Annotated in this window: 18 protein-coding genes; 6 read left to right on the top strand and 12 right to left on the bottom strand. The window is 62.3% G+C overall.

The window, feature by feature from the left end:
• Positions 1 to 68: 68 nt before the first annotated feature.
• Complete coding sequence (trxA, locus tag BLP10_RS07685; protein ID WP_091132963.1) at positions 69 to 389, top strand: thioredoxin; 321 nt, start codon at positions 69 to 71, stop codon at positions 387 to 389.
• 49 nt (positions 390 to 438) lie between these two features.
• On the opposite strand, the gene BLP10_RS07680 is transcribed toward trxA, so the two are convergent.
• The 4 genes from BLP10_RS07680 to trpA form a co-directional block, all read right to left on the bottom strand.
• Positions 439 to 843: a VOC family protein gene (locus BLP10_RS07680; protein WP_091132959.1), complete on the bottom strand. Its 405-nt coding sequence runs from the start codon at positions 841 to 843 to the stop codon at positions 439 to 441.
• Between the two features lie 11 nt (positions 844 to 854).
• A complete protein-coding gene (locus BLP10_RS07675) occupies positions 855 to 2,180 on the bottom strand; it encodes a bifunctional folylpolyglutamate synthase/dihydrofolate synthase (protein WP_091132954.1) in 1,326 nt (441 codons plus the stop codon).
• A 68-nt stretch (positions 2,181 to 2,248) separates the two neighbouring features.
• Positions 2,249 to 3,151: an acetyl-CoA carboxylase, carboxyltransferase subunit beta gene (gene accD / locus BLP10_RS07670; RefSeq protein WP_091132950.1), complete on the bottom strand. Its 903-nt coding sequence runs from the start codon at positions 3,149 to 3,151 to the stop codon at positions 2,249 to 2,251.
• Between the two features lie 157 nt (positions 3,152 to 3,308).
• Positions 3,309 to 4,148 (bottom strand): tryptophan synthase subunit alpha, encoded by an 840-nt coding sequence (gene trpA / locus BLP10_RS07665; protein ID WP_091132946.1) that lies wholly within the window; start codon positions 4,146 to 4,148, stop codon positions 3,309 to 3,311.
• Between the two features lie 105 nt (positions 4,149 to 4,253).
• Here trpA and BLP10_RS07660 point away from each other — a divergent pair, with 105 nt between their 5' ends.
• Positions 4,254 to 4,790, top strand: coding sequence for a DUF3859 domain-containing protein (locus tag BLP10_RS07660; RefSeq protein ID WP_091132943.1), 537 nt, complete (start codon positions 4,254 to 4,256; stop codon positions 4,788 to 4,790).
• Between the two features lie 259 nt (positions 4,791 to 5,049).
• On the opposite strand, the gene trpB is transcribed toward BLP10_RS07660, so the two are convergent.
• The 8 genes from trpB to BLP10_RS07615 form a co-directional block, all read right to left on the bottom strand.
• Entirely contained in the window at positions 5,050 to 6,267 is a 1,218-nt protein-coding gene (gene trpB, locus BLP10_RS07655) for a tryptophan synthase subunit beta (protein WP_091132941.1), read from the bottom strand.
• A gap of 17 nt (positions 6,268 to 6,284) precedes the next feature.
• Positions 6,285 to 6,941 (bottom strand): phosphoribosylanthranilate isomerase, encoded by a 657-nt coding sequence (locus BLP10_RS07650; protein WP_091132938.1) that lies wholly within the window; start codon positions 6,939 to 6,941, stop codon positions 6,285 to 6,287.
• A gap of 9 nt (positions 6,942 to 6,950) precedes the next feature.
• Positions 6,951 to 7,898 carry a bifunctional Delta(1)-pyrroline-2-carboxylate/Delta(1)-piperideine-2-carboxylate reductase gene (lhpI, locus tag BLP10_RS07645; RefSeq protein ID WP_091132935.1) on the bottom strand — a complete coding sequence of 316 codons (948 nt, stop codon included), beginning with the start codon at positions 7,896 to 7,898 and terminating at the stop codon, positions 6,951 to 6,953.
• Between the two features lie 24 nt (positions 7,899 to 7,922).
• Positions 7,923 to 8,270: a lipopolysaccharide assembly protein LapA domain-containing protein gene (locus BLP10_RS07640; protein WP_091133510.1), complete on the bottom strand. Its 348-nt coding sequence runs from the start codon at positions 8,268 to 8,270 to the stop codon at positions 7,923 to 7,925.
• Positions 8,271 to 8,286: 16 nt separating this feature from the next.
• On the bottom strand, positions 8,287 to 8,601 hold the full coding sequence (gene ihfB, locus BLP10_RS07635; RefSeq protein WP_091132934.1) for an integration host factor subunit beta: 315 nt from the start codon (positions 8,599 to 8,601) through the stop codon (positions 8,287 to 8,289).
• Between the two features lie 25 nt (positions 8,602 to 8,626).
• A complete protein-coding gene (gene sppA, locus BLP10_RS07630; protein WP_091132931.1) occupies positions 8,627 to 9,592 on the bottom strand; it encodes a signal peptide peptidase SppA in 966 nt (321 codons plus the stop codon).
• Between the two features lie 488 nt (positions 9,593 to 10,080).
• On the bottom strand, positions 10,081 to 11,778 hold the full coding sequence (rpsA, locus tag BLP10_RS07625) for a 30S ribosomal protein S1 (protein WP_091132927.1): 1,698 nt from the start codon (positions 11,776 to 11,778) through the stop codon (positions 10,081 to 10,083).
• Positions 11,779 to 12,647: 869 nt separating this feature from the next.
• A complete protein-coding gene (locus tag BLP10_RS07615) occupies positions 12,648 to 13,277 on the bottom strand; it encodes a 2-hydroxychromene-2-carboxylate isomerase (protein WP_091132920.1) in 630 nt (209 codons plus the stop codon).
• A 167-nt stretch (positions 13,278 to 13,444) separates the two neighbouring features.
• Between BLP10_RS07615 and BLP10_RS07610 the strand changes: the two genes are divergently transcribed.
• From BLP10_RS07610 to BLP10_RS07595, 4 genes are all read left to right on the top strand, one after another.
• Entirely contained in the window at positions 13,445 to 14,677 is a 1,233-nt protein-coding gene (locus BLP10_RS07610; protein ID WP_091132918.1) for an argininosuccinate synthase, read from the top strand.
• A 168-nt stretch (positions 14,678 to 14,845) separates the two neighbouring features.
• On the top strand, positions 14,846 to 15,214 hold the full coding sequence (locus BLP10_RS07605; RefSeq protein WP_091132914.1) for a hypothetical protein: 369 nt from the start codon (positions 14,846 to 14,848) through the stop codon (positions 15,212 to 15,214).
• 95 nt (positions 15,215 to 15,309) lie between these two features.
• Entirely contained in the window at positions 15,310 to 15,852 is a 543-nt protein-coding gene (locus BLP10_RS07600) for an MOSC domain-containing protein (protein WP_091132911.1), read from the top strand.
• A gap of 69 nt (positions 15,853 to 15,921) precedes the next feature.
• Positions 15,922 to 16,896, top strand: coding sequence for a dienelactone hydrolase family protein (locus BLP10_RS07595; protein WP_091132907.1), 975 nt, complete (start codon positions 15,922 to 15,924; stop codon positions 16,894 to 16,896).
• Positions 16,897 to 16,936: the final 40 nt, after the last annotated feature.

Here is a 16,936-nt window from a genome sequence, read left to right as displayed (position 1 = left end):
TCTTACCTTGACCCTATCGTCGAGCGGCTCGTTTTGAGTCGCTGTATCAAAAGTTCAAAGGTGATGTGATGGCGACCGTTAAGGTGACCGACGCAAGCTTCGCGCAGGACGTCCTGCAATCCTCCGAGCCCGTCGTGGTCGATTTCTGGGCGGAATGGTGCGGCCCCTGCCGCATGATCGGCCCGGCCCTGGAAGAGATTTCCAACGAGATGGACGGCAAGGTGAAGATCGCCAAGGTCAATGTGGACGAGAATCCGCAGATCGCCTCGCAGTTCGGCATCCGCTCGATCCCGGCGCTCATGATGTTCAAAGGCGGCCAGGTGGTGGCTCAGAAGATCGGCGCCGCTCCCAAGGGCGACCTGACCAAGTGGATCCAGGCTTCCGCCTGATCGGCTCAGAAATCCGGAACACGAAAGGGGCCCTCGGGCCCCTTTTTCATCAGCGCCGATCCATCGCGCTCTGATCCATGTAGACGATCTCCCAGATATGCCCGTCGAGATCGCTGAAGCTGCGTCCGAACATGAAGCCGTGATCTTCCGGCTCCCGTACCTCGTGGCCGCCCTGAGCCACGGCTCTGTCGACCAGCTGGTTCACGCGCGCCCTGCTCTCGACGGACAAAGACGTCAGCCCTGACATCGGAGCAGCTTCCGCGCTGGGCCTGCGGGTGGAGTCCCGGTACTTCGCCTGCGTCAGCAGCATGACGAAGATGTCGTCCGAAATCACCATGCAGGCGGCGCTCTCATCGGTGAACTCGGGATCGAGGCCAAAGCCCATCGCCTTGAAGAAGCGCACCGACCGCTGAAGATCCTTCACCGGCAGGTTGACGAAGATTTTGGTGGCCATGGCCGCTATCCTTATTCAGGCAGCGTTCCATTGGCTGCCAGCACCTCACCTGCCAGATAGAGCGATCCGCAGATCAGGACACGGGGCGGACGGTCCCAAACATAATTATGCAGCGAAGCGAGCGCGGATTCGACGCTCGGCGCGATGGAAGTGGTGAGTCCCACGCTCGCTGCGATGGCTGCCACTTCTTCCGCCGGACGCGCGGCGATCTGGCCTGAGATCGGCACCGCGATCACCTCGCGCGCAAGGCCGGCAAAATTCTTGAAGAAGGCCTGGCTGTCCTTGGTGCCGAGCATGCCGGCGATCAGCACGAGCGGCGCGTCGGAGCGTTCGCTCTGGTCGGCCATGGCAGCGGCCAGCACGCGCGCGCCATCGGGGTTGTGACCGCCGTCGACCCACAGCTCGCATCCGGGAGGCGCGATCTCCGGCAGGCGGCCTTTGGAGAGGCGCTGCAGGCGTCCGGGCCACTCGGCGCGGCTGACTCCGGCCTCGAAGGCCGCAGTCTCGAACGACTCGAATCCCGCTGCGCGCAGGGCCGCGATCGCCGTGCCCGCATTAGTGAATTGATGCCGCCCGATGAGCTTCGGGCGCGGCAGATCGAGCAGGCCCTTCTCGTCCTGATAGACGAGGCGTCCGCCCTCCTCATGCACGGAGAAATCCTGCTGGCCAATAATGATTGGCGATGCGCCGATGCGTTCCGCCTCGCTGAAAAGCGTCTGATCGGCTTCCGCGTAATCCTGCGGCGCGATGATCGCCGGGCATCCACGCTTGAAGATGCCCGCCTTCTCCTTCGCAATCGCCTGCAGGGTCGTGCCGAGATATTCCGCGTGATCGTGACCGATGGGCGTGACGACGGAGGCAGCCGGCCTGTCGATGACGTTCGTGGCATCGAACCGGCCGCCGAGGCCCACTTCAAGCAGCAGCACGTCGGCGGGTTCTTCCGCGAAGATCAGAAGCGCGGCGGCGGTGGTGATCTCGAACACGGTGATCGGCTCGCCCGCGTTCACCGCCTCGCAGCGGCGGAAGGCTTCGACCAGACGATCCTCTGTCACATAACGTCCGCCGCCGAAACGGCCGAGGCGGATGCGCTCATGGAAGCGCACGAGATGCGGCGAGGTATAGACGTGAACGGCGAGCCCCGCGCTTTCCAGGATCGCCCGCATGAAGGCGATGGTGGAGCCCTTGCCGTTGGTCCCCGCCACATGGAGCACGGGCGGCAGACGCCGCTCGGGATTCCCAAGCTGGCCCAGAAGGCGCTGGATGCGCCCGAGCGACAGATCGATGGTCTTCGGGTGCAGGGCGAGAAAGCGCGCAATCAGCGCATCTGAGGAATCCATCGCCCTGCTCCAAGCATGATCCGAAAAAGTGGAACCCGGTTTTTCGACACGATCACGCGAAATAAAAATTACTCGGCGGCAGCCGCTACGGCGCCCGTGCTCGTGCTTGCGGTCGGAGCAGCCGCAGGAGCCTTCATGAAGAGGCGCGACAGGCGGGCGATGGTCGGCTTCAGATCATGGCGATGGACGACCATGTCCACCATCCCGTGCTCCTTCAGGTACTCGGAGCGCTGGAAGCCATCGGGCAGCTTCTCGCGAATGGTCTGCTCGATCACGCGCGGGCCGGCAAAGCCGATGAGCGCACCGGGCTCGGCGAGATGCACATCGCCCAGCATCGCATAGGACGCGGTGACGCCGCCGGTGGTGGGGTTCGTGAGCACCACGATGTAGGGCAGCTTCGCATCGCGCAGGCGGCGGATCGCCACCGTGGTGCGCGGCATCTGCATGAGGGAGAGAATGCCCTCCTGCATGCGCGCGCCGCCGGAACCGGCGAAGAGCACGTAAGGAGTCTTCTTGTCGAGGGCGGTCTCGGCCCCCTTCACGAAAGCCTCACCAGCCGCCATACCGAGCGAGCCGCCCATGAAGCCGAAATCCTGCACGGCAATGGTCATCGGCAGATCTTCGACGCGGCCGAAGCCCACCTTGAAGGCATCCTGCTGGCCGGTCTTGGCGCGGGCATCCTTCAGGCGATCGATATATCTCTTCTCGTCGCGGAACTTCAGCGGATCGACGGCCACCTCAGGAAGCGCCACATCGAGCCATGTACCGCCGTCGAACATGAGCTGCAGGCGCTGTGTCGCGGAGATGCGCATGTGGTGGTTGGAGCCGGGGATCACCCACTGGTTCGCTTCCACGTCCTTGTGGAACACGACCTGTCCCGTATCCGGGCACTTGATCCAGAGATTGTCCGGCGTCTCGCGCTTGAAGAGCGTCTTGATCTTCGGACGGACGACTTCGGAAATCCAGTTCATCGCTTGCTTCCTTTTCAGAGGCTCTGTCTTGAGCCCTCATCCTGTGAGGAGGTGCGCAGCACCGTCTCGAAGGACGAGGGCGTCTCCAGCGCCCACTGGACCATCCTTCGAGACGCCGCTTCCAGCGGCTCCTCAGGATGAGGTCCTGATATTGTTCTTACGCAGCCGCGCGCTTCGACACCGAGCGCACGCCTTCGCTCAATTCCTTCACCAATGTGGTGACGGCCTCGACCGAGCGCGAGGTGGCGCGGCCTTCCGCATCGAGCGTGCCCTTCAGCACGTCGATGAGAGCCGAACCGACCACGACGCCGTCGGCGCCCTTGGCCACCGCCGCCGCATGCGCGCCGCTCTTCACGCCGAAGCCCACCACGACGGGCAGGGGCGTATGATGCTTGATGCGCTCCACCGCCGAGGCGACCTTGCCGAAATCCGGGGTCGCCGCGCCGGTGATGCCGGTGATCGAAACGTAATAAACGAACCCTGCCGTATTGGCGAGCACCGCCGGAAGACGCGCATCGTCCGTGGTCGGAGTTGCAAGACGGATGAAGGCCAACCCTGCCTTCAACGCCGGAAGGCACAACTCGTCGTCCTCTTCCGGCGGCAGGTCCACGATGATGAGACCGTCGACGCCGACTTCCTTAGCGTCAGCGAGGAAGCGGTCGACGCCATAGACGTAGAGCGGGTTGAAATAGCCCATGAGGATCACAGGCGTATCCCGATCCTCCGCGCGGAAGCGGCGGATGAGATCGAGGGTTTTCACCGTGTCCTGCCCCACTTTCAGGGCGCGCAGGCCAGCGGCCTGGATCGCCGGGCCGTCGGCCATGGGATCGGTAAAGGGCAGGCCGAATTCCACGATATCCGCGCCCGCCTTGGGCAGGCTCTTGAGGATTTCGAGCGAGGTTTCCGGGTCCGGGTCGCCCGCCATGATGTACGTGACGAGAGCGGCGCGGCCTTCCGCACGGCATTGTTCAAAACGGGCTTCGATGCGCTTGGTCATGGGCGGGGTGTTTAGCACGGGTTTTGCGGGATGTGGACAGGGATATCGCATCGCCACACAATGCATCAAAGTATCACTTAGAGTCCTCTAAGGAGAAGCCTAACCATGCTCTTATTATCCAAGACCTTTACTTTCTTCTCGCTAAGAACGGCTGTCGCTGCCTGCGCATTAGGATCAATGATGAGCGCTGTCCAGGCAGAGGCAACATACATACAAATTATTGCCTTTGGTGAGTTTGGGCCTCCGCCGGGCGACAGCCAAGCCCCACCTGAAAACGTCGTAGAACTCTTTTCAAAAGTTGAAACCAACAAGCTTGTGCGCTGGACCAACTGTATTACTGCGAAGCTTGGAACTCGGATGGGCCTCCTGCTTAAACACACAGGAGCGAACGGGACGCACCTTCCAGTGGAAGTTGAATTACATCATCCGCCATACACCAGCCTTGATGGACGCACCCGAACTGTCGAGTCCTGGTCGATGAACCTTTCACACCAACCCTTATATACAGGCTGGCATTTTGACGAATCTCACGAACTGGTCCCTGGCCACTACATCATGAAGATAGTACGCCAAGGACAAATTGTGTATTCTGAGCACTTTATAGTTGTGCTATCCCGCTCGGATTGCACAAAGCACTCTTAACTACGCCCTTCACCTCTCGTTATTGATCCAGAACGGATCACGCTTGGCTTGATCCACGGCATCGAGGAAGTCCTGCCACATCGCAGGGTCGGATGTGATCGGATCCCCTGCTAAGGTGCGCCCGAGCGTGGTCGCTGCATAGAGCCAAAGCGCGTCGTCCGATGTTTTACCGCCTCGGATCCACCAGCCTCGATGAACTTATGCAAGGCTTGGAATGCCTCCCCGACGGTCAGCAATTCATCGTGGCGGGGCGTCAGGTTCAAAGCTTATTCCCCAGATGCTCCGCGATCTGGAACAGGTCCTTGTCGCCGCGGCCTGAGATGTTGACCACCATCAGGTGATCCTTCGGCTTCTTGGGCGCGAGTTCGATGACCTTGGCGAGGGCGTGGCTGGGCTCCAGCGCGGGCAGGATGCCCTCGAGGCGCGAGCAGAGCTGGAAGGCTTCCAGCGCCTCGTCGTCGGTGGCGGAGATGTAGGTCACGCGGCCCATCTCATGCAGCCAGGCGTGCTCGGGACCGATGCCGGGATAGTCGAGACCGGCGGAGATGGAATGGGCATCGCTGATCTGCCCGTCCTCGTTCATGAGGAGATAGGTGCGGTTGCCGTGCAGCACGCCGGGGCGTCCGCCCGTGAGCGAGGCGGCGTGCAGCTTGTCGAGGCCGTGGCCCGCGGCTTCCACGCCGTAGATCTCCACATCCTTGTCGTCGAGGAACGGGTGGAACAGGCCGATGGCGTTGGAGCCGCCGCCGATGCAGGCGACGAGCGAATCCGGCAGGCGGCCTTCCGCCTCCATCATCTGCTTGCGCGTCTCGTCGCCGATCACGCACTGGAAGTCGCGCACCATGGCGGGATAGGGGTGCGGGCCCGCCACCGTGCCGATGCAGTAGAAGGTGTCGGCAACGTTGGTGACCCAGTCGCGCAGGGCCTCGTTCATGGCGTCCTTGAGCGTCTTCGTGCCGGACTGCACGGGCACGACCTTGGCGCCCAGCATGTTCATGCGGAACACGTTCGGCTTCTGCCGCTCCACATCCACCGCGCCCATGTAGACGATGCATTCGAGACCGAAGCGCGCGCAGAGCGTCGCGGTGGCGACACCATGCTGGCCGGCACCCGTCTCGGCGATGATGCGCTTCTTGCCCATGCGGCGGGCGAGAAGGATCTGGCCGAGCACGTTGTTCACCTTGTGCGCGCCGGTGTGGTTCAGCTCCTCGCGCTTGAAGTAGATCTTCGCGCCGCCGAGATGCTCGGTCATGCGTTCCGCGTAATAGAGCGGGCTCGGACGGCCGATGTAATGGGTGGAGAAATACGCCATGTCGGCGTGGAAGCCCGGATCGTTCCTGGCCTCGTTGTAGGCCTTTTCCAGTTCCAGGATGTTCGGCATCAGCGTCTCGGCGACGAAGCGGCCGCCGAACTGACCGAAATGCCCGCGCTCGTCGGGACCGATGCGGAAGGAATTGGGTTGAGCTTGAGCTGACACGGCCTGTCCTGATTACTTTAATGCTGGGCAGCGAATGCTGTCCGGGCTGCCTGGATGAAGGCTTTGATCCTGGCCGGGTCCTTGAGGCCCGGCCCGCTTTCCACCCCCGACGAGACGTCGACGGCTTTCGGCCTGGTCAGCCTTATAGCCTCCGCGACGTTGTCAGGATTGAGGCCACCTGACAACATGATGGGAAGAGCCGGGTCAAGCCCGTCGAGAAGCTTCCAGTCGAAGGAGACGCCGTTGCCGCCGGGCAACGCATCCGCCTTGGGGGGTTTGGCGTCGAGCAGGATGTGCTCGGAACCCTTCGCATAGGGAGCCACGGCCTCCAGATCGCTCTTTTCGGCAATGCCCACGGCTTTCATGACCGGACGATTGACCATGGAGCGGATCTCGGCGACGCGCTCAGGGCTCTCATGCCCATGCAGCTGGATCAGGTCAGGGTTGATGGCCTCGACGGCCTGGGCGATCTCCTCGTCGCCGGGATCGACCAGCAGGACGACGCGCTTCGCGCGGCCCTTGGCCTGCAGCGACAGGCGGTGGCCGAGATCGAGGGTCACATGGCGAGGGCTTTTCGGATAACGGACGAATCCGACCATGTCCGCGCCGGCATCCAACGCGGCGGCCAGGGTTTCGGGGCTTGAGAGCCCGCAGATCTTGATCAGGTTGTTCATTGTTGCATTTTACGACGGATTGGCCAGCAAATGCCATACCAGCATTGCCGCAGCCAGATCCTCCAGCGCCGTGCCGACCGATTTGAACACGGTAATCGCCTTGTCGTTCCGCGACGGCGGATTGCGGCAGAGGTCGAACAGGGTGCCGCGCACATGAGCTTCGGCAATCGCGCCCGCCTGGATGGAGACGGCTACGTCGCCGCCCTCGAACTTGGCGGCATCCGTATCCACGAAGACCTGCGCCCTGCGCAGGGCCTCGTCGTCGGCCTCCCGCATTTTCAGGTTGAACGCCCCGACGAGATCGAGATGCGCGCCCTCCTTCAGCCAATCGCCTTTTACGATGGGCGCGGTGGACAGGGTGGCGCAGGAGACGAGATCCGCCTCGCGGACCGCCGCCTCGAGATCCGTCACGGCTGTGACGGGCAAGCCCTCGGCGCGAAGCTGAGCCGCCACTTCCTCAGCCCTGTCGGGCCGATGGTTCCATAGACGGACCTCGCCGATCGGCCTTTGGCTCATGTGAGCGCGGATGAGGAAGGGCGCGAGCGCACCGGATCCCACCATCACCATGCGGTTGGCATCGGCCCGGGCGAGGTGACGGGCGGCCAGGGCGGAGGCCGCCGCGGTCCGCCATACGGTCAGGCGGGTCCCGTCGAGCACAGCGATGGGCTGGCCCGTTTCGCCGTTCATGAGCAGGTATGAGCCCATGACGCTGGGAAGATTTTTCTTTCCGTTCTCCGGGAAGACGGAAACCACCTTCACGCCGACGAACCCGTTCCCCGTTGCGGGCCCGGTCCAGGACGGCATCAGCAGGAGCGTGCCATGCTCCCCTGCCCGCTCGATCTCATGGTGGTGCCGGACCGGCGTGACCATGTCGCTGCGAAACGCCTCGGCCAGGGCATCGACCAGAGCAGGAAAGGTGAGAGCCCGATCGATCTCGGCGGAGGAAATGACGCGCATGGATATTATGAAGTTCAGCGAGCCCTAGAAGCTCGACGATTGCGGAGATGGGAGGGTGGCCGGCAGGTTCGCGGTATTCTGGGTGCGCAGACGCTCGGTCTCGTGACGCAACTGGTCCGCCTCGCGGCGGTAGCGGCGACGGGCCTTGCGGGTCTTGCCCTGAGCGAGCCAGCTTGCCGTGCCGCCGATGATCACGCCCAGCGCAACGGCGGCGAAAATCACGGCGAAGAGCGGAATCTGCGCCGCGAATTCAGGTGCTTGCTGCGAGAACGGATCCAGCGACAGGGTCACCGGAGCGCGGTTCGCCACCGCCAGCAGGACCACCAGAATCGCGATCGGCAGAAGAATGAGCGCCTTCAGAAAGCGAATCACGAGCACCTCTCGAATGTTATTGGGCAGCAGCCGCCTTCAGCACCTTGGAGGCCGGAGCGTTGAGGCGCTGACGCATTTCCTTGCCCGTCTTGAACACGGGTACGACCTTTTCGGAGATCGAAACGGATTCACCCGTGCGCGGGTTGCGGCCCGTACGGGCATCGCGCTTCTTCACGGAGAACGCCCCGAAGCCGCGCAGCTCCACCCGGTCCCCTCGGGCCAGCGCATCGGCGATGGTGTCGAGGATCGCATTCACGATCTTCTCCACATCGCGCTGATACAAATGCGGGTTCTGCTCAGAGATCTTGAGCACCAATTCTGACTTGATCATGGAAAGCTATATCTTTGATGATGCTTTATTTTTCGGAAGGTTGCCAGACGGCCAGCAGGCCGTCAAGCCGGGCTGCCTCTGCGTGAGCATCGGTTCTGCGCAGGGCCTCCGCCACACGCTCGAACCCCATCAGATCGACGGCCGTCGCCGTCATGGCGAAAACGGAGAAATCGCGGTCGGAGCGCGGCTTCCAATCCCGAATCGGCAGGTCCTTGGCGACGCCCTTCTCGGACTCGAGCCAGGCCACCGCGTCGCGTTCGGCGCCGAGCTTGTCCACCAGCTTCATGGGGACGCCCTGACGGCCGCTGAACACCTGCCCGGTCGAGGCTGCGTTCAGCTCCTCCTCGCTCAGGTGACGGCGCTCGCGCACGAGAGCCTTGAACCAGTCATAGGTATCGTTGACCACCAGCTGGGTCGCGGCGCGAGCCTCCGGCGAGGTAGGCGTGAAGGGATTCGGCTCCGCCTTGAGCGGCGCGGATTTGATGGCCTCCATCTTCACGCCGACATTCCCGAGCAGGCCCGAGAGGTCGGGATACTGGAACAACACGCCGATGGAGCCGACGAGCGACGTCTCGCGGGCGACGATGTAGTCCGAGGCGATGGCCGTGATGTAGCCGCCCGACGCGGCTGTGCCGTCCACGAAAGTGACGACCGGCTTTTTCTCCGCGAGGCGGCGGATGTTGCGATAGAGCTCCTCGGAACCCGTGGTGGTGCCGCCGGGGCTGTTGATGGAGATCACCACGCCGGAGACGAGACTGGAATCGCCGACCCGCTGCATGAGGTCCGACAGGCGCTGATTGCCGGTGATCACGCCGTCGATGGAGATGCGGGCGATCTGCTGCTGCACGCCGCCATAACCCATGCGGTCCGCGGCGGCATAGCCGATGGCGGCAACGGCGGCGATCAAGCCTGAGAATCCGGCGATGCGCCAGAAGGACAACTTGCGGCGCAGACGGCGACGATCGGCAATGGCTTCGGCATCGATGGACATCGGTTCGTCTCTTAAACTCAGTTCACTGATGTGTGGGGCAGCACCCTATTGCGAAGGCAGATAGGGCGGCAAGGGAGACGACCAATAAAAAACTCACGCGATCGCCCGCGTTTCAGCCGATCCTGCAGGAAAAGGGTGAAGGGCGGGGGTCGCAAAATCGGAGCGCATCAGCTGATCCAGAGCGCAAAGCATCACTACGGCCTCATGGCCGGGCTTGTCCGGATCATCCACGTCTTTACGCCCTCTGTCCTCATCCTGAGGAGCAGCGCAGCTGCGGCTCGAGGGAGCCCTCCAGCGCGCACTCGATCCTCCTTCGAGAGGGCCGCTGAAGCGACCTTCTCAGGATGGGGGCAGAGTGCGCAAGATGCCAGTGATAGCGAGAAAGCCGGTCCAGCGGCTCGCCCGAAGTCCCTCCCAGCAAGAGACCAATAAAAAAATCCCCGGGCCGTAGCCCGGGGATCCATCAGGTCCGACGTGTCGGATCCCGATTACTTCTTGCCGGCCTTGTTCAGGGCGGCGCCGAGGATGTCGCCGAGCGACGCACCCGAGTCGGTCGAGCCGTACTGAGCCATGGCTTCCTTCTCCTCAGCGACCTCGAGGGCCTTGATGGAGACGGTGACGCGGCGAGCCTTGCGGTCGAATTGCGTGACGCGGGCATCGAGCTTCTCGCCGGCGGCGAAGCGCTCGGGGCGCTGGTCGGCGCGGTCGCGAGCAAGCTCGGAGCGCTTGATGAAGGTGGTGAGGTCGGTGTCGACGATCTTCACCTCCAGGCCGCCGTCCTTCACCTCGAGAACCTCGCAGGTGACGATCTGGCCCTTCTTGAACTCGCCAGCTTCGGCGAAGGGGTCGCCGGCCAGCTGCTTGATGCCGAGCGAGATGCGCTCCTTCTCGACGTCCACGTCGAGAACCTGAGCGCGAACCATGTCGCCCTTCTTGAAGTCGTCGATGACCTGCTCGCCCGGACGGTTCCAGTCGAGGTCCGAGAGGTGGACCATGCCGTCGACGTCGTTCTCGAGGCCGATGAACAGACCGAACTCGGTCTTGTTCTTCACCTCGCCCTCAACCTCGGAGCCGACAGGGTGCTTCTCGGCGAAAGCCTCCCACGGATTCTGGAGCGTCTGCTTCAGACCCAGCGAGATGCGGCGCTTCACCTGATCGACCTCGAGGATCACGACCTCAACCTCTTGCGAGGTGGAGATGATCTTGCCGGGGTGAACGTTCTTCTTCGTCCAGGACATCTCGGAGACGTGGATCAGGCCTTCGATGCCCGGCTCCAGCTCAACGAACGCACCGTAATCGGTGATGTTCGTGACGCGGCCCTTCAGCTTGGCCTGAACCGGGTAGCGGGCGGCGATGCCCTCCCACGGATCGGCGAGCAGCTGCTTGATGCCGAGCGAGATGCGGTGCGTGTCGTGGTTGATCTTGATGATCTTCACCTTCACCGTCTGGCCGATGGTTACGACCTCGGACGGATGGTTCACGCGGCGCCATGCCATGTCGGTGACGTGCAGCAGGCCGTCGATGCCGCCGAGATCAACGAACGCACCGTACTCGGTGATGTTCTTGACCACGCCGTCGATGACCTGACCCTCTTCGAGGTTGGCCACGAGCTCGGAGCGCTGCTCGGCGCGGCTCTCTTCGAGAACCGTGCGGCGCGACACGACGATGTTGCCGCGGCGGCGGTCCATCTTGAGGATCTGGAACGGCTGAGCCACGCCCATGAGCGGGGTGACGTCGCGAACCGGGCGGATGTCGACCTGCGAGCGGGGCAGGAACGCCACGGCGCCGTCGAGGTCGACCGTGTAGCCGCCCTTCACCTGGTTGAAGATGGTGCCGTTGACGCGCTCCTGGGCCTCGAAGGCCTTCTCGAGCTTCACCCACGACTCTTCGCGGCGGGCCTTGTCACGGGAGATGACGGCCTCGCCCAGCGCATTTTCGATGCGCTCGACGTAAACTTCGACCTCATCGCCAACGTTCAGTTCACGCTCGCGGTTGGGGCCGGTGAATTCTTTCAGAGCGACGCGACCTTCGGTCTTGGCGCCGATATCGATGACCGCGACATCCTTCTCGATGGCGACCACCTTACCCTTCACAACCGAGCCTTCGCTGATCTCGGACGTGCGGAAGGATTCTTCGAGCAGAGCGGCGAAATCTTCACGGCTCGGCTGCTGGAAAGCTGCAGACATAGGTTCTCCTGAATGGCCCTCGTTAAAGGGGCAACGCCGGCGGCTCGTGTGAACGGGCCGTTTCCCTCCGCCGCTGCCAGGAACGCCCCTTCAGGGCCATGTCCCAGGCATACCGCCATGAGGCGGGCCGGCGCATCACCGGCGGACAGAAACGCTTTTATCGTCAAGATCTTAGCGGAACGCCTGCGGGGCGCGGATCACGCACCCTCGAACGCAGTACACCGTCAATACCTGTCGGATGGGCGTTCCTTTATCCCAAATGGCCTTGGATCACAAGGCTTTCAAGAGATTGAGGATTCCTGCCGGGACGCGGAGAGGATCTTGAGCAGTTCCTGAGCGGCAGCGCGCCGCTTCCCCTCCGACCCAGGATCGTGAGCGATCCTTTTGAAGAGCGGACGAAGGCTCGATATTGCTTCTCCTAGGGCAGCCTCAACCCTCTCGACTGTCCGGCTCGAGCTCAGAAAGATCTCTTGGCCCGGCTCCGGATCAAAGCTGCAGTAAAGATCGATCAGAACGTTTAAGGCAGCCCATGATGGCCAATCCCTACCCTGCTCGATGACCTTGCCCAGAATGGGAACGACAGCAACAGCGACAGGATAATATGTTCCTGCGTGATTGTTGCCTGTCGCAGACAGCAGATTGTTGTAGGCCCGCCAAGCCGAGTCCTGGCTGGCAGCATCAGCAATCGCTAAAAGCGCTTTCTGAAGCGTCCCTGGTGCATTCTCAGGGGGCTGAGACTGAGAGGTCCAGTCCACCTTTGAGAGAGCGTCGAGAAGCAGAGCGTTGTCCATGCTGATCGGGTTCCGTGCTCCAGGGCCTCTCAGGAAGCATCATTATTGCACCCTGTCTAGCTCTGGGCCGGTAGCCATTCACACGGGCAGATCCGAGCGCCGGGCCTGCCTGGCCGCCCATTCGAGGGCCTGTTCCAGCCGGTCGTTGCCCCAGAACATCTCGCCATCCTCCGCAATGAAGGTGGGGGCGCCGAAGATGCCGCGGCTCTGGGCTTCTTCGTTCAGGCGCCGCAGACAGGACTTTTTGGTCTCGGATTGCGCCTCAGCCATGATGGACTCCGGATCGAGCCCGAGGCCGGACAGGATTCCGGACAGCACCTGCACATCGGAGAGGTCGCGGCCTTCGCCGAATTCGGCCATGTAGGCGGCCTTGGTGAAGACGGGCGTCCAGCCCGAGTCCAAGCCCACGAGAGCGATGCGGGCTGCCAGAAGCGTGTTCTGCGGGAAGGGATTGGGCTTGTAGAGCGGGAGGCCGAAGCGCACTGCCTCCCGTTCCATGTCCCGCCACATGTAGCGGCCCTTGGCCGGGTAGAGGTTGAAGGGCGAAGTGTCCCATCCTTGAGACTTGAAAATGGGACCGAGGAGGAACGGCCGCCAGACGAGCTCCACACCCGCCTCTTCCGCCGCCTGCTCGATCCGCATGGCGGCGAGGTAGGAATAAGTCGAGGCGAATTCATACCAGAACTCGAAAAGGGGGCGACGAACCATGGGCAGCTCCTTTCGATAAGGAGCTAAAGCATTCCTCCTACCTTGGACAGCATCCCTTTGGACGAGCAGCAATGCTCTTCAAGCATATCGCACCTTAAGCTTTTGTCGTTGCACTCAAAAGCCTTCCCCGTTAAGTCGCGAGCGTCTTTATCATTGGAACACCGACCATGGCTGAGAAGCGCGTGAACAAGGTCGTGCTCGCCTATTCCGGCGGCCTCGACACCTCCATCATCCTCAAGTGGCTGCAGACCACCTATGGCTGCGAGGTGGTGACCTTCACCGCCGATCTCGGCCAGGGCGAGGAGCTGGAGCCCGCCCGCAAGAAGGCCGAGCTGCTCGGCATCAAGCCGGAGAACATCTTCATCGAGGACCTGCGCGACGAGTTCGTGCGCGATTACGTGTTCCCGATGTTCCGCGCCAATGCGCAATACGAGGGCCTGTACCTGCTCGGCACCTCCATCGCCCGTCCGCTGATCGCCAAGAAGCAGATCGAGATCGCCGAGAAGGTGGGCGCCGACGCCGTGTCCCACGGCGCGACCGGCAAGGGCAACGACCAGGTGCGCTTCGAGCTCGGCTACTACGCCCTGAAGCCGGACGTGACCGTGATCGCCCCCTGGCGCGAGTGGGACCTGCGCTCCCGCGAACAACTCATCGCGTTCGCCGAGCAGCACCAGATTCCGATCGCCAAGGACAAGCGCGGCGAGGCTCCGTTCTCCGTCGACGCCAACCTCCTGCACGCCTCCTCCGAGGGCAAGGTGCTGGAAGACCCCGCGCTCGAAGTGCCGGATTACGTCTATTCCCGCACGAACGATCCGGAATCCGCGCCCGACAAGCCGACCGTGATCAAGATCGAGTTCCTCAAGGGCGATCCGGTCGCCATCGACGGCAAGAAGATGGGTCCCGCCGATCTGCTCGCGAAGCTCAACGAACTCGGCAAGATCAACGGCATCGGCCGCCTCGACCTCGTCGAGAACCGCTTCGTCGGCATGAAGAGCCGCGGCATGTACGAGACCCCCGGCGGCACGATCCTTCACCTCGCCCATCGCGGCATCGAGTCGATCACGCTCGATCGCGGCGCGGCGCACCTGAAGGACGAGCTGATGCCGAAATACGCCGAGCTCATCTACAACGGTTTCTGGTTCTCGCCGGAGCGCGAAATGCTCCAGGCCCTCATCGACAAGTCCCAGGAACTCGTCACCGGCGAAGTGACGCTGAAGCTCTACAAGGGCGGCGTCCACCTCATCGGCCGCGAGAGCCCCTACACGCTCTACGACCAGGACCTCGTGACCTTCGAGGAAGGCGCCGTCGCCTACGATCACCGCGACGCTGCAGGCTTCATCAAGCTCAACGCGCTTCGCCTGCGTACGCTGGCCCAGCGCAAGAAGAAGCTGGGGCTGTAAGAGCAAGCAATTCACTTTGCTTAAGAGCAGATACATATTGCTGCCTTTAACGAAACATTATAACCATGAGAGGATCTCAACAGGACTTCTCTCATGGCTCTTCACCATCTTCGACCGCTTGCGTCGGCTCTTCTCATGGCTTTATTGGCTGGATGCGCGACGCCACCCATGCTTCAGACCAACGCCAGCGATATGAAGCCGGAGAATGTTCGCACCTTAATCGCCAAAGACTTGCTTGGGACCCTGGTCTTTGGATCACCGTTCAAAACAAAGGTGATCAACGCGAAGATCAGCGCTCCAGAAGTCGATTCCACGCGCGTCGGCGAGATGGTCAGTTCTTACTGCGTGAACGCCTATCTTGAAAATCCGCTCTTTCCTCTTCACCGCGCTATTTCATCAAAGGTGCGTGTCTATCGGAAGGACGGGAAAGCCGTAACGATTTCCCGTGAAAGCCCTGATACTCATTGCAACGGAACGGGCTTTGAACCATTTCCAGAGCTCGAGAAACTGAGCGCCGAGCGCTACAACACTCCCTAGCCTTTTAGGGCGTGCGCAAAACGCTTCATCAGGTGCCAATACACTAGGTCTGCATATACAGACCTAGGTGCAAACGGAGCTTCGGCTGCAAGAATATGCAAGCATCGGTCCTTACCGTCAGCCGCAGCGCGACGCATAGCTTCTCCAAGCCGAACAGGGATACCATCCGGCTTCTTGCGGGCCTCGGCGTCGAGGGCGATGCGCATGCGGGAGAGACGGTGAAGCACCGCTCGCGCGTGAAGGCCGATCCGACGCAGCCGAATTTGCGGCAGGTTCATCTCATCCATGCGGAACTCTTCGATGAACTCGACGCAAAAGGCTTCTCCGTCGCGCCGGGTGCGATGGGCGAGAACATCACCACGCGCGGAATCGACCTGCTGTCCCTGCCCGTCGGCGCGAGATTGCAGATCGGCCCATCCGCCGTGGTGGAAGTGACGGGCCTGCGCAATCCCTGCATTCAGATCGACCGTTTCCAGAAAGGCCTGATGAAAGCCGTGCTCGACCGCGACAGCGAGGGCAGCCTCATCCTCAAGGCAGGCGTGATGGGGGTCGTCCTGACAGGCGGCGAGGTTCGCCCGAACGATCCGGTTTCCATCATTCTCCCGCCGGAGCCGCACCGACGGCTTGAGCGGGTTTGAGGCCGCGTCACCTCTTCCCAAAAACGCCACAGCGCCGGAACAGCATGGCTTCTCCTGGAGGAGAGGTTCATGAGAGCATCATGCGCGCTGATCCTGTTCGGTCTTCTTTGCGGCTCTGTTCCTGCCGCAGGCCAAAAATCGTCCCTCCCTATGGAGAGGATCACCATTCCCTCCCGGACAATGACGGATGACGCTTTTCTTCAGGGCGATGCGGCCTCGGCTCAGAGCGTCATTCTCACCGGCGAGTTTCAGTTTCCATCAGGTCAGCCGCCATTCCCGGTGGTCATTCTTCTCCACGGTTCCGGCGGCTACAGAAGCGGCGGGATCGCGCGTTGGGCGGCCTTTCTCAACGACATGGGCATCGCGACCCTGCGCATCGACAGCTATACCGGTCGCGGCCTCGTCGAAGTCGCAACGGATCAGGAAAAGATCGGCCAGTTCGCGCAAACCTATGACGCTTATCGAGCCGTCGAGGTTCTGGCCGCCGATCCCCGCGCGGATTCTTCGCGCATCGCAGTGATGGGCTTTTCTCGCGGCGGGATTGCGGCTCTCTACGCGAGCCTCAATCGCTTCAGAAAGCTGCATGGGCCGAAAGCCGGATCGATTGTCGCCCACCTGCCGTTCTATCCCGCCTGCAACTTCGAATTGGTCGACGATCTCGACATTGCCGGCCCTGTCCGCCTGTTTCACGGTGCGGTCGACGACTGGAATCCGGCGCCACCATGCCAAGCCTATATCGAGCGCCTCGCCGCCTCCGGACGCGATGCGGCGATCAGCGTTTATCCTGGTGCGCGCCACGGGTTCGACAACACGGGAACGCCAGCCTTCATGATCGTCGCTGAAGCCCAGACGGCAAAGAACTGCGTGCGCCGCGAGCAGAACGGGCGGATCGTCAATGCCGCGACGGGAGAGCCTTTCAGCTACAAGGACGCCTGCGTCGAGCTCGGCCCATCCCAGCACTACAACGAGGCCGCGGCGCAGGCCGCCCGAATGGAAGTCAAAGCCTTCCTGACCAAGGTCTTTCGCCTCGGCTCGCAGCAATGATCCGCAGTTGCCGGCTCCGATCCCGTGAAGCGGAGCCGGC

This window comes from Microvirga guangxiensis (genome assembly GCF_900102135.1).
Taxonomy (GTDB): domain Bacteria; phylum Pseudomonadota; class Alphaproteobacteria; order Rhizobiales; family Beijerinckiaceae; genus Microvirga; species Microvirga guangxiensis.
The sequence above is the reverse complement of the archived record's forward strand: the minus strand, read 5'-3'. Positions and strand labels throughout refer to the sequence as shown.

Bases quoted from the DNA above. Each gene is read 5' to 3' on its own strand.
- BLP10_RS07650 (WP_091132938.1), bottom strand. From the start codon at position 6,941: ATGAACAACCTGATCAAGATCTGCGGGCTCTCAAGCCCCGAAACCCTG.
- accD (WP_091132950.1), bottom strand. From the start codon at position 3,151: ATGAACTGGATTTCCGAAGTCGTCCGTCCGAAGATCAAGACGCTCTTC.
- lhpI (WP_091132935.1), bottom strand. From the start codon at position 7,898: ATGCGCGTCATTTCCTCCGCCGAGATCGATCGGGCTCTCACCTTTCCT.
- BLP10_RS07660 (WP_091132943.1), top strand. From the start codon at position 4,254: ATGCTCTTATTATCCAAGACCTTTACTTTCTTCTCGCTAAGAACGGCT.
- BLP10_RS07605 (WP_091132914.1), top strand. From the start codon at position 14,846: ATGCTTCAGACCAACGCCAGCGATATGAAGCCGGAGAATGTTCGCACC.
- ihfB (WP_091132934.1), bottom strand. From the start codon at position 8,601: ATGATCAAGTCAGAATTGGTGCTCAAGATCTCTGAGCAGAACCCGCAT.
- BLP10_RS07600 (WP_091132911.1), top strand. From the start codon at position 15,310: ATGCAAGCATCGGTCCTTACCGTCAGCCGCAGCGCGACGCATAGCTTC.
- trxA (WP_091132963.1), top strand. From the start codon at position 69: ATGGCGACCGTTAAGGTGACCGACGCAAGCTTCGCGCAGGACGTCCTG.
- BLP10_RS07615 (WP_091132920.1), bottom strand. From the start codon at position 13,277: ATGGTTCGTCGCCCCCTTTTCGAGTTCTGGTATGAATTCGCCTCGACT.
- trpA (WP_091132946.1), bottom strand. From the start codon at position 4,148: ATGACCAAGCGCATCGAAGCCCGTTTTGAACAATGCCGTGCGGAAGGC.
- rpsA (WP_091132927.1), bottom strand. From the start codon at position 11,778: ATGTCTGCAGCTTTCCAGCAGCCGAGCCGTGAAGATTTCGCCGCTCTG.
- BLP10_RS07595 (WP_091132907.1), top strand. From the start codon at position 15,922: ATGAGAGCATCATGCGCGCTGATCCTGTTCGGTCTTCTTTGCGGCTCT.
- sppA (WP_091132931.1), bottom strand. From the start codon at position 9,592: ATGTCCATCGATGCCGAAGCCATTGCCGATCGTCGCCGTCTGCGCCGC.
- BLP10_RS07680 (WP_091132959.1), bottom strand. From the start codon at position 843: ATGGCCACCAAAATCTTCGTCAACCTGCCGGTGAAGGATCTTCAGCGG.
- BLP10_RS07675 (WP_091132954.1), bottom strand. From the start codon at position 2,180: ATGGATTCCTCAGATGCGCTGATTGCGCGCTTTCTCGCCCTGCACCCG.
- BLP10_RS07610 (WP_091132918.1), top strand. From the start codon at position 13,445: ATGGCTGAGAAGCGCGTGAACAAGGTCGTGCTCGCCTATTCCGGCGGC.